The 13,722-nt window shown below is 66.0% G+C and carries 13 protein-coding genes; 4 read left to right on the forward strand and 9 right to left on the reverse strand.

All coding sequences use genetic code 11. The annotated features are described in order from the left end of the window. Nucleotides 1–67: 67 nt before the first annotated feature. Nucleotides 68–532, reverse strand: a complete 465-nt coding sequence (locus QHG62_RS26935; protein WP_281148637.1) for an SRPBCC family protein — start codon at nucleotides 530–532, stop codon at nucleotides 68–70. Next, complete coding sequence (locus QHG62_RS26940; RefSeq protein ID WP_281148638.1) at nucleotides 421–867, reverse strand: ArsR/SmtB family transcription factor; 447 nt, start codon at nucleotides 865–867, stop codon at nucleotides 421–423. The genes QHG62_RS26935 and QHG62_RS26940 overlap by 112 nt, the downstream gene beginning before the upstream one ends. 141 nt (nucleotides 868–1,008) lie before the next feature. Here QHG62_RS26940 and QHG62_RS26945 point away from each other — a divergent pair, with 141 nt between their 5' ends. Further along, entirely contained in the window at nucleotides 1,009–1,431 is a 423-nt protein-coding gene (locus QHG62_RS26945; RefSeq protein WP_281148639.1) for a cupin domain-containing protein, read from the forward strand. 22 nt (nucleotides 1,432–1,453) lie between these two features. Here QHG62_RS26945 and QHG62_RS26950 read toward each other — a convergent pair whose 3' ends face one another. The 7 genes from QHG62_RS26950 to QHG62_RS26980 all read right to left on the reverse strand — a co-directional run bounded on the left by QHG62_RS26950 (nucleotide 1,454) and on the right by QHG62_RS26980 (nucleotide 9,623). Continuing rightward, on the reverse strand, nucleotides 1,454–2,569 hold the full coding sequence (locus QHG62_RS26950; protein WP_281148640.1) for an acyltransferase family protein: 1,116 nt from the start codon (nucleotides 2,567–2,569) through the stop codon (nucleotides 1,454–1,456). A 50-nt stretch (nucleotides 2,570–2,619) separates the two neighbouring features. Then, nucleotides 2,620–3,582: an NAD(P)H-dependent flavin oxidoreductase gene (locus QHG62_RS26955; protein ID WP_281148641.1), complete on the reverse strand. Its 963-nt coding sequence runs from the start codon at nucleotides 3,580–3,582 to the stop codon at nucleotides 2,620–2,622. 81 nt (nucleotides 3,583–3,663) lie between these two features. Continuing rightward, entirely contained in the window at nucleotides 3,664–5,454 is a 1,791-nt protein-coding gene (locus QHG62_RS26960) for an acyl-CoA dehydrogenase (RefSeq protein ID WP_281148642.1), read from the reverse strand. A 74-nt stretch (nucleotides 5,455–5,528) separates the two neighbouring features. After that, the gene (locus tag QHG62_RS26965) at nucleotides 5,529–6,461 is read right to left on the reverse strand and encodes an electron transfer flavoprotein subunit alpha/FixB family protein (RefSeq protein ID WP_258507710.1); all 933 of its coding nucleotides are present in this window, start codon (nucleotides 6,459–6,461) and stop codon (nucleotides 5,529–5,531) included. 2 nt (nucleotides 6,462–6,463) lie between these two features. Then, nucleotides 6,464–7,213, reverse strand: coding sequence for an electron transfer flavoprotein subunit beta/FixA family protein (locus QHG62_RS26970; RefSeq protein WP_126749040.1), 750 nt, complete (start codon nucleotides 7,211–7,213; stop codon nucleotides 6,464–6,466). A gap of 136 nt (nucleotides 7,214–7,349) precedes the next feature. Continuing rightward, complete coding sequence (locus QHG62_RS26975; RefSeq protein WP_281148643.1) at nucleotides 7,350–8,630, reverse strand: mechanosensitive ion channel family protein; 1,281 nt, start codon at nucleotides 8,628–8,630, stop codon at nucleotides 7,350–7,352. 39 nt (nucleotides 8,631–8,669) lie between these two features. Beyond that, on the reverse strand, nucleotides 8,670–9,623 hold the full coding sequence (locus QHG62_RS26980; RefSeq protein ID WP_281148644.1) for a histone deacetylase family protein: 954 nt from the start codon (nucleotides 9,621–9,623) through the stop codon (nucleotides 8,670–8,672). 86 nt (nucleotides 9,624–9,709) lie between these two features. Here QHG62_RS26980 and QHG62_RS26985 point away from each other — a divergent pair, with 86 nt between their 5' ends. The 3 genes from QHG62_RS26985 to QHG62_RS26995 are packed head-to-tail and all read left to right on the forward strand — an operon-like array spanning nucleotide 9,710 to nucleotide 13,680. Then, nucleotides 9,710–10,630, forward strand: coding sequence for an AAA family ATPase (locus QHG62_RS26985; RefSeq protein WP_157614631.1), 921 nt, complete (start codon nucleotides 9,710–9,712; stop codon nucleotides 10,628–10,630). 25 nt (nucleotides 10,631–10,655) lie between these two features. After that, on the forward strand, nucleotides 10,656–11,627 hold the full coding sequence (locus tag QHG62_RS26990; protein ID WP_281148645.1) for a DUF58 domain-containing protein: 972 nt from the start codon (nucleotides 10,656–10,658) through the stop codon (nucleotides 11,625–11,627). A gap of 34 nt (nucleotides 11,628–11,661) precedes the next feature. Then, on the forward strand, nucleotides 11,662–13,680 hold the full coding sequence (locus tag QHG62_RS26995) for a transglutaminaseTgpA domain-containing protein (protein ID WP_281148646.1): 2,019 nt from the start codon (nucleotides 11,662–11,664) through the stop codon (nucleotides 13,678–13,680). Nucleotides 13,681–13,722: the final 42 nt, after the last annotated feature.

Genomic DNA, 13,722 nt, shown 5'->3' on the forward strand with positions numbered 1-13,722 from the left:
TTCATCGTCCGGTCGTGGAGCCACCAGTATGGGTCTTCGCCAGCGGCCAGGCAATGCGTGAAAGCGGTCATGTGGCCGGCTGCACCAGCCATTGCTCGAGCTTGACCATGGCGCCGGTCCAGCCGTGCTCATGTCCGTCGCGCGCCGCCTCGTCGAAGAACTGCTCATGCATCAAGACCAGCTCGCAGCCGTTGCCATCGGGCTCTATGCGCACCGTAACGCGCGACTCGCGCTCCGGCGTGCTGCGCCAGGCCCAGCTGAAAACCAGTTTTCGGTTAGGCACGAGTTCCTGGTAGACACCGCTCACGTCGTGCGTCTCGCCCTCGGCGGCGAGCATGGTCACGCGAAAGCGGCCGCCCACGCGCAGGTCGACCTCGGCCAGCGGAACGGAAACGATTTCTTCCGGGCCGAACCAGGCTTTCAGCGCTTGCGGGTCGGTCCACGCGCGCCAGATTTTTTCGGCGGCGACGGGGTAGTGCCTGCGGAGGGTGAGCGAGGGTCGCTCTTTGGCGGGGGCGGCAGGTTTTGCCATTCGGTCTCCTCTTGATGATAGAGATAGCGCGCCAGTGCATCGAGGCGCCCGGTCCAGAATTTCTCGTAACGGGATAGCCACACGGCAGCCTCCTGCATGGGCCGCGGCGAGAGTTCGCACTGCACGACCCGGCCCTCTTTCGTGCGCGAGATAAGGCCGGCGTCTTCGAGCACCCGCAGGTGCTTCATGAAGCCGGTAAGAGACATGCCATGCGGCTCGGCAAGCTCGGTCACGCTGAGGCTGCGCTCGCCCAGGGTTTCGAGCACGGCGCGGCGCGTCGGATCTGAAAGAGCGGCAAAGACGGCGTCCAGCGAACCGGAATCTGAGTGAACCATGTGGTTTAGTATCCCGTCGCGTTCCGGGCGCGTCAAGCCATCGCCGGAATCAGCCCTTTGCCGCAGATGTCTTTGGGAACGCTTTATGCGTGGGGCAACGCGGCACGACCACCACCGGCATCACCTGCAAAGGAGCGCCCCATGCTGGACCGAACCGCCACCCAGTTCTCCCACGTCAAGCCCGGCGACACGGAGTTCGTCTCGGGCGGCCTGCGCGATTTCTTTCTCTATCGAGACCTCGGCATTGCGGAGGCCACCAACGGCAAGGTCGTTGCGCACCTCGTCAAGGCCAACATGGCACCGGAAGCGGGCACCGGCTGGCACCGCCACGAGGCGGACTTCCAGATCGTGATCATGATGAAGGGCTGGGCCCGCTTCATGTACGAAGACAAGGAAACCCTGGTCGAAGCCGGCGACGTGGTGCACCAGCGCCCCGGTATCCGGCACTTCTTGTTCGATTACTCGCCCGACATGGAATACCTGGAAATCGTCTCGCCGGCTGACTTCAAGAGTGTCGACGTCGAGCCGGTCTGCGAGATTCCGCCACCTACACCCTGGCCATGAAGAGCGCGCACAGTGCCTGCGATCAGTGCGAAACGAGCATTCCACTGACCACCAGCGCGGCAAACAAGCCGGTTACCGCGCGCCATGAAGCCGGCCGCACTTCCACCCAGCGGTAAAGCACAAGCGCGGCCGCGATCGAAAGACCGAAGGTGACCGCCATGCCGAGCGCATCGATCCATGCGGCATGCGGCCCAAGCTGCTCAACCGCTGCGTTGGTGGCCAGCAGCACCGGAAAGTGAATGAGAAACAACGAATACGAGATGCGGCCGAGGCGCTGCAGCGGCATGGCGACATCTGGCCGGCCAGCCAGCGAGAGCCAGCCCTTGCGCTGCGCAACAGCAATCAGCAATGCGCTCACCAGCGCAATGGCAATACGGCTGCGCCAATCGATGGCAAGCGCGCCCGCGCCGGTCAGCGCCAGCAGCGCGATGGCGCTTTGCCAGGTGCTGGCGCGGGTGGCGCGTCCGATCCAGAAAGCCAGCATGCCGAGGCCGTAGGCGCCGAAAAAATAGAAAGCCGTGTCGTCGAGCTCGGCGTTGCGGTTGAAGAGCACCAGCGAGGCTGCCGCCAGCCCCAGCACAAGCGCCACGGGAATCCAGCGTTCGCGCGAGGCCGCAGCCGCCGGGGCCGCTCCGCCCCGCCGCAGCATGGCCGGCATTCCCACGAGCGTGAGCGCGAGCACGAAGAGCTGAAAATCGATGGCCACATACCAGACGCCGGTAGAAAGCGAGTCGTAGCCCAGCAGGTCTTGCATCAGCAACCCGTGCGCCAGCAACTGGCCGATGCTCGGCGAAGCCGGCACGTCGTCACCGCTCATCCACGGGCGGACGATTGCGGCCACCAGCACGCACACGGTGAGCGCGGCCAGGTAGGGCATGACCAGCCGGCCATAGCGCTGCAAGATGCGTGCAACGGGCCTGTCGACCCGCAGCACGCCATCGGGCGCCAGGCTGGCGGCTGCCAGGAACCCCGCAATCACCAGGAACACCTGCACCGCAAGACGTCCATCATCGGCCAGCCAGCCCAGGAAGGCGGGCGCAAGCGCAAAGGCCCCCACCGGCATCGCGCCATAGCGCGAGAGGTGGTGCCCCACGATCACCGCGCAAGCCATGCCCTTGGCAATGTCGAGCAACGGCATTCGCCCGCGCTGCGCAGGCGCTGCGGCAAGTGCCGGTTTGTCCGCGCCGTTCAAAGTGCGAGTCGCTGCCTTGCCTCTTGGTATTCGCGCTTGAGCTTTTCGATGAAGGCCGCGGCACTGGCCACTTCGGTGACGGCGCCGATGCCCTGGCCCGAGCCCCAGATGTCCTTCCAGGCCTTGGCCTTGCTGCCTTCTCCGGCGGCGAAGTTCATGGTCTTCACGTCGCCTTCGGGCAGGTTGGCCGGGTCCATGCCGGCCTTGACGATGCTGGGTGCCAGGTAGTTGCCGTGCACGCCGGTAAAGAGGTTTGAATACACGATGTCGTCGGAGGTGCCTTCGACAATGGCCTGCTTGTATTCATCGCTGGCCCGCGCTTCTTCGGTGGCGATGAATGCAGTGCCGATGTACGCAAAGTCGGCGCCCATGGCCTGCGCCGCGAGCACCGCCCCGCCCGTGGCAATGGAGCCCGACAGCGCAATGGGGCCGTCGAACCACCGGCGGATTTCCTGCACCAGCGCAAATGGGCTCTTCACGCCCGCATGGCCGCCGGCGCCGGCCGCCACGGCAATGATGCCGTCGGCGCCCTTCTCGATGGCCTTCTGCGCAAACTTGTTGTTGATGATGTCGTGCAGCGTGACGCCGCCGTAGCTGTGCACCGCATCGTTCACATCGGTGCGCGCGCCCAGCGAGGTAATGACGATCGGCACCTTGTACTTCACGACCATTTCCATGTCGTGCTCGAGCCGGTCGTTGCTCTTGTGCACGATCTGGTTGATGGCGAACGGCGCGGCGGGCTTGTCCGGGTTGGCCTTGTTGTAGGCCGCGAGCTCTTCGGTGATTTCGATCAGCCACTCTTCGAGCTGTGCCGCGGGGCGGGCATTCAGCGCCGGCATCGCGCCGACCACGCCGGCCTTGCATTGCGCGATCACGAGCTTCGGGTTGCTGATGATGAACAGCGGCGAGCCGATGATCGGCAGCGGCAGATTGGCGAGCACGGGGGGCAGCTTGGACATGTCGTCTCCGGGATAAGGTTTCGGTTTTATATAAGAGGAAGTCCGCGCCGCCCGTCAGGTGGGCGACACGGAGCCCGGGCTTCAGAACGCGTCGAGTGCGAGTGCCGTCACGCTTTCCGCGCCATCGACGATGCTGTCTCGGATGCCCGGCACCTTGTTGAGAATGTGCTCTGCGTAGAAGCGCGCAGTGACGATCTTGGCTTGCATGAAATCGGTGTCGACGCTGCGCGAGGCAAGGTCTTGCGCAATGATGAGCGAGCGCGCCAATTGCCAGCCGGCCACCAGATTGCCCGCAAGCATCAGGTAAGGCACGCTGCCCGCGAACACCGCGTTGGGCGATGCCTTGGTCTGGCCTGCGACAAAATCGACCACTTCGACAAAAGCTTCGCGTGCGGCCTTCAGGCGCTTGAGAACCGCCGCGGCGGCCGCGCTCTCGCTCTTCGCGAGCTCGGCTTCGGTCTTCTCGATCTGCGCCGCAATGGCCTTGGCCGTCTGCCCGCCGTCGCGCGCCGTCTTGCGGCCCACGAGGTCGTTGGCCTGGATGGCCGTGGTGCCTTCGTAGATCGTGAGGATCTTGGCGTCGCGGTAATACTGCGCCGCCCCTGTCTCCTCGATGAAACCCATGCCGCCGTGCACCTGCACGCCGAGCGAGGTCACTTCCAGGCTCATCTCGGTGCTGTAGCCCTTGACCAGCGGCACCATGAATTCGTAGAACGCCTGGTTCTGCTTGCGGGCTTCCGCGTCGGGGTGGTGGTGCGCCGCGTCGTAGGCGGCTGCGGCCACGCTGGCCATGGCGCGGCAACCTTCGGTGTAGGCGCGCATCGTCATCAGCATGCGCTTGACGTCGGGGTGGTGAATGATCGGCGCGCTGGCGTTCATCGAGCCATCGACCGGGCGGCTCTGCACGCGGTCCTTCGCGTAGGCCACGGCGTGCTGGTAGGCGCGCTCGGCAATGGCAATGCCCTGCATGCCCACGGCGTAGCGGGCCGAGTTCATCATGATGAACATGTACTCGAGGCCGCGGTTTTCCTGGCCGACGATGTAGCCCACGGCACCGCCATGGTCGCCGTACTGCAGCACGGCGGTAGGGCTGGCCTTGATGCCCATCTTGTGCTCGATGCTCACGCAGTGCACGTCGTTGCGCTCGCCCAGCGAACCATCCTTGCCGACGATGAACTTGGGCACCACGAACAGGCTGATGCCCTTCACGCCCTCGGGCGCGCCGGTGACGCGTGCAAGCACGAGGTGGACGATGTTCTCGGCCATGTCGTGCTCGCCGTAGGTAATGAAGATCTTGGTGCCGAAGATCTTGTAGGTACCGTCGGGCTGCGGCTCGGCGCGGCTGCGCACCAGCGCAAGATCGCTGCCGGCCTGCGGCTCGGTAAGGTTCATGGTGCCGGTCCATTGGCCGCTCACCAGCTTTTCGAGGTACACCGCCTTGAGCTCGTCGGAGCCGGCCGTGAGCAGCGCCTCGATGGCGCCGTCGCTCAGCAACGGGCACAGCGCAAAGCTCATGTTGGCCGAGTTGAGCATTTCGCCGCAGGCTGCGCCAATGGTCTTGGGCAGGCCCTGGCCGCCGAAGTCCGCCGGATGCTGCAGGCCCTGCCAGCCGCCCGACACGTACTGCGCAAAGGCTTCCTTGAAGCCCGCGGTGGTCGTGACTTCACCGCCCTTGAAGGACGAAGGATTGCGGTCGCCCTCCACGTTCAGCGGCGCGACCACGTCCTGGTTGAAACGCGCGCATTCCTCTAGCACCGCTTGCGCGGTTTCGAGGCCCGCGTCTTCAAAGCCGGGCAGCTTGGCGATCTCGCCGATGTTGGCCAGGTGCTCGATGTCGAACAGCATGTCCTTGAGGGGGGCGGTGTAGCTCATCTCTTGTCTCCAGATACGGCGGATACGAAAAGGGCATCGCGAACGATGCCCTCCGGCTCAGTGCGGCAATCGCGTCAGAGCGCCTTGACCAGTTCCGGCACGGCCGTGAACAGGTCGGCCACAAGGCCGTAGTCGGCCACCGAGAAGATCGGTGCTTCCTCGTCCTTGTTGATCGCGACGATCACCTTGGAGTCCTTCATGCCGGCCAAGTGCTGGATGGCGCCCGAGATGCCGGCCGCGATGTACAACTGCGGCGCGACGATCTTGCCGGTCTGGCCCACTTGCCAGTCGTTCGGTGCGTAGCCTGCGTCCACCGCGGCGCGGCTGGCGCCGAGGCCGGCGTTGAGCTTGTCCGCCAGGGGCGTCATCACTTCGGTGAACTTCTCGGCGCTGCCGAGGGCCCGGCCGCCCGAGACGATGATCTTGGCGGCGGTGAGTTCGGGGCGGTCGCTCTTGGTGACTTCGCGGCCCACAAAGCTCGACTTGCCGCTGTCGGCCACGCCTTCAGCGGTTTCGACGGCTGCGCTGCCACCCGTGGCGGCTGCGGCGTCGAAGCCGGTGGTACGAACCGTGATCACCTTGGTGGCGTCGCTGCTCTGCACGGTGGCAATGGCGTTGCCGGCGTAGATCGGGCGCTCGAAGGTGTCGGGGCTCACGACCAAAGTGATGTCGGAGATCTGCGCCACGTCGAGCTTGGCAGCCACGCGCGGGGCGACGTTCTTGCCGTTGGCGGTCGAGGGGAACAGGATGTGGCTGTAGTTGCCGGCAATGGCCAGCACCTGGGCAGCGACGTTCTCGGCCAGGTTCTCGGCCAGCGAGGGGCTGTCGGCCACGATGACCTTGGCCACGCCGGCGATCTGCGCGGCGGCCTTGCCGGCTTCGGCGGCATTGGCTCCGGCCACGAGCACGTGCACGTCGCCGCCGCAGGCGAGCGCCGCGGTCACGGTGTTGAGAGTCGCGGGCTTGACGGTCGCGTGGTCGTGTTCGGCAATAACAAGTGCGGTCATGTTCAGATCACCTTCGCTTCGTTCTTCAGTTTGTCCACCAGCGTTGCAACATCGGGCACCTTGATGCCGGCGCCGCGCTTGGGCGGCTCGCTGACCTTGAGGGTCTTCAGGCGGGGCTTCACGTCCACGCCCAGGTCTTCGGGCTTGAAGGTGTCAAGCTGCTTCTTCTTGGCCTTCATGATGTTGGGCAAGGTCACGTAGCGCGGCTCGTTCAGGCGCAGGTCGGTCGTGATCACGGCCGGCAGGCTGAGCTGGATGGTTTCCAGGCCGCCGTCGACTTCGCGCGTCACGGTGGCCTTGCCATCGGCCACTTCGACCTTGGAGGCGAAGGTGGCTTGCGGCAGGTCGGTCAGGGCGGCGAGCATCTGGCCCGTCTGGTTGGCGTCGTCGTCGATGGCCTGCTTGCCCAGAATGATGAGTTGGGGCTGTTCCTTCTCGACCAGCGCCTTGAGCAGCTTGGCAACGGCCAGGGGCTGGAGCTCTTCGGTGGTCTCGACCAGGATGCCGCGGTCGGCGCCGATGGCCATGGCGGTGCGCAGGGTTTCCTGGCACTTGGCATCGCCGCAAGAGACAGCGATGACTTCGGTCACAACGCCCTTCTCTTTCAGGCGAACGGCTTCTTCAACGGCGATCTCGTCGAAGGGGTTCATGCTCATCTTGACGTTGGCAATGTCCACCCCGGTGCCGTCGCTCTTCACGCGCACCTTGACGTTGTAATCGACGACCCGTTTGACAGGCACTAGAACCTTCATTGACTTGACTCCATTGGATTGCAAAAAGGGGGCTTCGAGGGCAACCGGTCATTCTAGAGTCCGACCTTTGCCGCCTCTGCTTTCATGGCGATTGGCACTGCGGGTTACAAAAAAGAACGGTCGTGCTTTTTCGTGATTATACGGCAGCGTCCGGGGTACCCGAAACGCCCGGCGGCAACGATTCGACCCGCACCACGCGCTGTGGGTAGGGAATGTCGATGCCCGCGCCGCGCAGGCCTTCCAGAATGGCGATGTTGATGGCCGAGCGAACGTTGTCCTTGCCCTTGTCCGGATCCGCCACCCAGAAGTTCAGGACAAACTCGAGCCCGTCGGGCGCAAAGCTGGAAAGAAAGGTCACCGGCTCGGGGTCGGTCATGACGCGCGGCTGCGCCTTTGCGGCCCCGCACAGAATGGACTGGACCTGGGCCACGTTGCTGTCGTAGCCCACCACGATGCTCGTCGTGATGTTGAACTTGCGGTCCGCCATCGAAAGGTTCTCGACCCGGCTGGTGATGAGCGACTCGTTCGGCACGATGGCTTCGCGCCCGTTGCCGGCACGGATGAGCGTGTAGCGGGTCTTGATGTCGGTGATACGGCCTTCGAAGGTGTCGACCTTGACGTTGTCGCCGATGCGGATGGAGCGCTCCAGCAGGATGACGAAGCCGCTCACGTAGTTGGCCGCCAGCTTCTGCAGGCCGAAACCCAGGCCCACGCCCAGCGCACCGCCCAGCACCGAGAGCGCCGTGAGGTCGACCCCCACCGCCGAAAGCGCAAACAGCAGGCCCACCAGCAGCAGGATGGCGCGGATCGCATTCGACGCCACCTTGCGCATCGAGAGGTCGGTCACCGCCTCGAGCAGGATGCGCTTCTCGATGGTGGCGGCAATCCACAGCGCAATCACCAGCACCAACCCGGCCGAGAGCGCGCCCTGCACGATGGTCTGCAGGCTGACGCGGGTCTTGCCGAACGACAGGGTGATGTTGTCGAGCTCGGCCAGCACGGGCGGCAAGAGCCCGACGATCCAGAGAATAGCGGCAATCCAGGCCAGCCAGGAGATCGTGCGCTCCAGCAGCCGCACCAGGTTGGAGGCGGGAAAAACCGCCCTCATCACCCGGGCGAACAGGCGAATGACCAAGAGCGAAAGGAATACCGAAACCGCGATGCGCAGCACCAGCACCGGCTGGAAGCCGGTCACCAGGCGGCGGGCGAGTTCGGTGAAAACCAGCGCCAGCAGAGGGAACAGAACGCCGTCGAAGGTGCGCTCGCCGAACCAGATCGAATCCTTGGGCTGGTCGCGCCCGAACCAGCGGCTTGCCATCCAGGCCAGGGCCACGCAAGCCACCAGTGCTGCCAGTTCAATGCCCAGGCCGCGCGCGTCGACCTGCGCCAATCGTTGTGTGAAATCGTTGAAATTCATCTCTTGGGAAAACATGGCGCCGTGCTCGCGCCCGCGGCGTTACAGATCGGCCAGGACGCGGATGTGCGCTTCCACGCTGCGCGCCAGCGCATCGAGGTTGTAGCCGCCCTCGAGCATCGAGACGATGCGTCCGCGCGAATGGCGCTTGGCCACGTCCTGGATGCGGCCCGTGATCCAGGCAAAGTCGTTTTCGGTGAGCCCGAGCTGGCCCAGGTCGTCCTCGCGGTGGGCGTCGAAGCCCGCGCTGACAAAGATCATTTCCGGCCCGAACTCTTCGAGCCGGGGCATCCAGGCCGCCTCGATCAGCTCGCGCACGTCCATGCCCTTGGTATAGGCCGGAATCGGCAGGTTCAGCATGTTCGAGGCCGGGTGGTCGGTGCCGCTGTACGGGTAGAACGGATGCTGGAAGAAGCCCACCATCAGCACGCGCGGATCGTTCGAAAGGATGTTCTCGGTGCCGTTGCCGTGGTGCACGTCGAAGTCGACCACCGCCACGCGCTCCATGCCATGTACCTCGAGCGCATGCCGCGCCGCAATGGCCACGTTGTTGAGAAAGCAAAAGCCCATGGCCTGCTCGCGGCAGGCGTGGTGTCCGGGCGGGCGCACCGAGCAGAAGGCGTTGTCGACTTCGCCCGCAATCACCGCGTCGGTGGCAGCAATGGCGGCTCCGGCGGCCCGGCGCGCGGCCAGCAGCGTGTAGCGGTTCAGGATGGTGTCTGGGTCGAGCATCGCATGGGCGGGCCCGCCGGCCGGCTCGTCGGCCACCAGGCGCTGATGGAGCTCTTCGAGGTATTCCAGGTGTGCTTCGCTGTGCGCCCGCGTGATCTGCGCAAGGGTCGCCAAAGGCACGTCCCGGTGTTCGAGGGCATCGCCCACGCCGGTCAGCAGCAGCCTGTCTTCGATGGCATCCAGCCGCTCGGGACATTCGGGGTGGCCCCGTCCCATGTCGTGCTTCCAGCAATCGCGATGTGTGAAGTAGCCGGTCTTGCCCATCTCTTTGCCGTGTCTCTGTCGTATCTAGACCTCACACAGCATGGGGCCGCGCGGTCTTACGGTATCGTTTGCATATGGATACAAATATGGACGTTGCTGCGAAGCTTGCCACTTTGCTGAATCAGCTTAACACGGTGATCGTCGGCAAAGAGGCGCAAGTGCGCGACTGCGTGGCCTGCCTGCTGGCGGGCGGACACCTGCTCATCGAGGATGTACCAGGGGTCGGCAAGACCACCCTCGCCCATGCGCTCTCGCACACCTTCGGCCTGCAGTTCTCGCGCGTGCAGTTCACGGCCGACCTGATGCCGGGCGACCTGTCGGGCGTGGCCATCTACGACCGGGGCCAGCAGGCCTTCGTGTTCCATCCCGGCCCGATCTTCGCGCAGGTGCTTCTGGCGGACGAAATCAACCGTGCCAGTCCCAAGACCCAGAGCGCCCTGCTCGAGGCCATGGAAGAAAAGCAGGTCACCATCGAAGGCGAGACCCGGCCGCTGCCCACGCCCTTCTTCGTGATTGCCACCCAGAACCCGCAGGACCAGCTCGGCACCTTCGCCTTGCCCGAATCGCAGCTCGACCGGTTTCTCATGCGGATTTCACTCGGCTACCCGGACCGCGCAGCCGAACGCGAATTGCTCGCGGGGGCCGACCGCCGCGAAATGCTCGCCACCCTGCCCGCGCTGCTCACCGCCGGCGAGCTGACGGCCCTGCAGCAGCGCGTGCAGCAGGTGCATGCGGCCGAGCCGCTTTTGAACTACGTGCAAGACCTGATTGCCGCCACGCGCTCCGGCCGGTGGTTTTTGCAGGGCCTTTCGCCGCGCGCCGGCATTGCGGTGCTGCGCGCCGCCAAGGCGCAGGCGCTGCTGGCCAACCGCAGCTACGTTGCACCGGACGACGTGCAATCGATACTGCCGCAGACGATTGCGCACCGCCTCACCCCCGTGGGCGACGCCGGCCGCGGGGCCGTGGAACAGGTGCGCGCGATGATCGCGGACGTGCCGCTCCCGTAAGAATGAACCGTCTCGTCTGCCACCGATGATGGCATCGCTACGCTCGCGCATCGACGGCTGGTTCCTGTCGCGCCGGCCGCCTTCGGACACGCTGGAGCTCACGCAGCGCAACGTCTACATCGTGCCCACGCGGGCGGGCTGGACGCTGGGCGCCACGCTGCTGGTGCTGCTGATTGCGTCGATCAACTACCAGCTCAACCTGGGCTACCTGCTGACCTTTTTGCTCGCGGGGAGCGTGGCCGTGGGCATGCACGTCTGCCACGCCACGCTGCGCGGCCTGGCCATGCACCTGACGCCGCCCGATGCGCACTACGCAGGCGCCGCCGCGGTTTTCCGGGTGGTGCTGCACAACACGCGGCGCAGCGTGCGCTACGGCATCGGCATGGCCGTACGCGGCAGCGGCCAGTGGGCCTGGACGGACGTGCCGGCCGAAGGCACCTCCACCGTCGAGATCGCGTTCAAGCCCGAAAGGCGCGGGCTCCACCCGGTGCCGCCGCTCACCGCCGAAACCCGTTTTCCGCTCGGAACATTCCGCGTCTGGACGGTGTGGCGGCCGGCCGCGCAGATGCTGGTGTACCCCACGCCCGAAGCGCATCCGCCGCCCCTGCCGCCTGGCGAGCCCCTCTCCGGACCTGCCGCCACATCGGCCGCCCTGCGCTCCCAATCGGCTGGCGAGTACGACGGGCTGCGGGCCTACCGGCGCGGCGATCCGCTCAAGCTGGTGGTCTGGAAAAAAGCGGCCCGGGCGCAAGCCACAGGCTCCGAAGAACTCGTGAGCCGCGACATGCAGCAGACCCAGCGCGAGGAGCTGTGGCTCGATGCGCAAGCCACAAATCTCGCCGACACCGAGGCCCGCGCTTCGCGGCTTTGCGCATGGGTGCTGATGGCGGACCGCCTGGGCGTGGACTACGGCATCCGCATCGCCGGTCGGGTGGTGCAGCCCTCGCAGGGCGAAGCCCACCGCAGGGCCTGCCTGGAAGCGTTGGCACTATGTTGAACGCCGCCCTTTCCTCCCGCAAGGAGCGCCGCGCATGAACAAGTTCAGGCGCGAGATCGCGGCGCTGCCAAGGGACGCCAGGGACACCCTGTTCCTGCTCGCGGTCATTGCGCTGATCGTGCTGCCGCAGGCCGAGAACCTGCCGTGGTGGTGCACCGCCATTACAGCGATGGTGCTGGTGTGGCGCGGCACGCTGGCAATCGAGGCCCGTCCCCTTCCAAGCAAATGGTGGCGCGCCGGCTTGCTGGCACTTGCGATAGCTGCGACGTTTGCCACCCATCGCACGCTGCTCGGGCGCGACCCGGGCGTGACCTTGGTCGTGGTCTTGCTGGCGCTCAAGACGCTGGAGCTGCGCGCGCGAAGAGACGCCTTCGTGCTGTTCTTCCTCGGCTTCTTCGCGATGCTGACGAACTTCTTCTACTCGCAGTCGCTGATGACCGCGTTCACCATGCTGCTCGCGCTGCTGGGCCTGTTGACCGCACTGGTCAACGCGCACATGCCGGTTGGCAAGCCGCCGCTCATGCAGGCCGCGCGCACCGCCAGCTGGATGGCGCTGCTGGGCGCGCCGATCATGCTCGCGCTGTTCCTGCTGTTTCCGCGCTTTGCGCCGTTGTGGGGCACGCCCAGCGACGCCATGGCGGGCCGCACGGGCCTGTCGAACACCATGCGCGTGGGCACCATCGCCGAATTGGCCATGGACGACGGCATCGCGGCACGCATCAAGTTTGAAAATGACCGCGCGCCGCCGCAAAGCCAAATGTACTTTCGCGGACCGGTGCTGACGCAGTTCGACGGGCGCGAGTGGACCGCGCTGCCGCCGTGGGCGCGTGGTGCGCAGTCATCGGCCAACCTGCGCACCAGCGGCGCGCCGGTGCGCTACGAGATCACGCTCGAGCCCAACCACCGTCCCTGGCTGCTCACGCTCGATGCCGCGCAAAGCGCCCCCGAGGCGCCAGGTTTTGAAGTGACGGGCACGCCAGACCTGCAATGGATCGCGAACCGGCCGGTTTCCGACCTTGTGCGCTATCGCGCCGAAAGCTACACCCAGTTCCTGAGCGGCCCGACTCGGCAAACCGGCGCGCTGCGGGCCTACCTGGCCCTGCCGCCCGGCCTGAACCCGCGCACCGCCGCGCTCGCAGCAGAAATGCGCGCCCAGCCCGAGCTCGCCAACGCCGACACGGCCGCCTTTGTGCGCGCCGCGATGCAACGCCTGCGCACCGGCGGCTACACCTACACGCTGGAGCCTGGCGTCTACGGCGCCAACACGGCCGACGAGTTCTGGTTCGACCGCAAGGAAGGTTTCTGCGAGCACATCGCCTCGGCCTTCGTGGTGCTGATGCGCGGGCTGGGCATTCCGGCGCGCATCGTGACCGGCTACCAGGGCGGCGAACTCAACAGCGTCGACAACTACTGGGTGCTGCGCCAGAGCGATGCGCACGCATGGACCGAGGTCTGGCAGGAAGGCATGGGCTGGGTGCGCGTAGACCCGACCTCTGCAGTGTCACCGGGCCGGGTCGGCCAGTTCCAGCGGCTCGCGCCGCAGCCGGGCCTGTTTGCCGGCGCCATCGGCGCGATGAGCCCCACGCTCGCGCAGAACGTGCGTGCCGCCTGGGAGGCCGTGAACAACAGCTGGAACCAGTGGGTGCTCAACTACACCCAGAGCCGCCAGCTCAACTTGCTGAAAAGCATCGGCTTCGAAGCCCCCAGCCTCGAAGACTTGGCCTATGTGCTGCTGTACCTGCTGGTGGGCGCGAGCCTTGCCGGTGCCGCCTGGACGCTGTGGGAGCGCAGCCAGCACGACCCCTGGCTGCGGCTGTTGGGCCAGGCGCGCACGCGCCTTGCGAAAGCCGGGCTCAAGGTACCGGAAACGGCGCCACCGCGCCAGATCGCTGCACAGGCCGAGGCGCGCTTCGGCCCGGCAGCCGGCGCGGTGCGCGACTGGCTGCTGAAGCTGGAAGCCCAGCGCTATGCCAAGGCCTCCCCTGCTTCGCTGGCGGCACTTCGCAGCGAGTTCCGCCGGCTGAACTGGCCCGCGTTGAATCCCCGGCGCTGAATCCCCGCGGAGCACCGGTGCCGGAGGCCTCCCGGACGGGGC

This window comes from Variovorax paradoxus, assembly GCF_029919115.1.
Classification (GTDB): domain Bacteria; phylum Pseudomonadota; class Gammaproteobacteria; order Burkholderiales; family Burkholderiaceae_C; genus Variovorax; species Variovorax paradoxus_O.

What these genes read in the sequence shown, in the direction of transcription:
- QHG62_RS26945 (WP_281148639.1), top strand. Translation starts at nt 1,009, where the DNA reads ATGCTGGACCGAACCGCCACCCAGTTCTCCCACGTCAAGCCCGGCGAC.
- QHG62_RS26940 (WP_281148638.1), bottom strand. Translation starts at nt 867, where the DNA reads ATGGTTCACTCAGATTCCGGTTCGCTGGACGCCGTCTTTGCCGCTCTT.
- QHG62_RS26975 (WP_281148643.1), bottom strand. Translation starts at nt 8,630, where the DNA reads ATGAATTTCAACGATTTCACACAACGATTGGCGCAGGTCGACGCGCGC.
- QHG62_RS26970 (WP_126749040.1), bottom strand. Translation starts at nt 7,213, where the DNA reads ATGAAGGTTCTAGTGCCTGTCAAACGGGTCGTCGATTACAACGTCAAG.
- QHG62_RS26960 (WP_281148642.1), bottom strand. Translation starts at nt 5,454, where the DNA reads ATGAGCTACACCGCCCCCCTCAAGGACATGCTGTTCGACATCGAGCAC.
- QHG62_RS26980 (WP_281148644.1), bottom strand. Translation starts at nt 9,623, where the DNA reads ATGGGCAAGACCGGCTACTTCACACATCGCGATTGCTGGAAGCACGAC.
- QHG62_RS26935 (WP_281148637.1), bottom strand. Translation starts at nt 532, where the DNA reads ATGGCAAAACCTGCCGCCCCCGCCAAAGAGCGACCCTCGCTCACCCTC.
- QHG62_RS26965 (WP_258507710.1), bottom strand. Translation starts at nt 6,461, where the DNA reads ATGACCGCACTTGTTATTGCCGAACACGACCACGCGACCGTCAAGCCC.
- QHG62_RS26995 (WP_281148646.1), top strand. Translation starts at nt 11,662, where the DNA reads ATGAACAAGTTCAGGCGCGAGATCGCGGCGCTGCCAAGGGACGCCAGG.
- QHG62_RS26950 (WP_281148640.1), bottom strand. Translation starts at nt 2,569, where the DNA reads ATGCCGTTGCTCGACATTGCCAAGGGCATGGCTTGCGCGGTGATCGTG.
- QHG62_RS26955 (WP_281148641.1), bottom strand. Translation starts at nt 3,582, where the DNA reads ATGTCCAAGCTGCCCCCCGTGCTCGCCAATCTGCCGCTGCCGATCATC.
- QHG62_RS26990 (WP_281148645.1), top strand. Translation starts at nt 10,656, where the DNA reads ATGATGGCATCGCTACGCTCGCGCATCGACGGCTGGTTCCTGTCGCGC.
- QHG62_RS26985 (WP_157614631.1), top strand. Translation starts at nt 9,710, where the DNA reads ATGGACGTTGCTGCGAAGCTTGCCACTTTGCTGAATCAGCTTAACACG.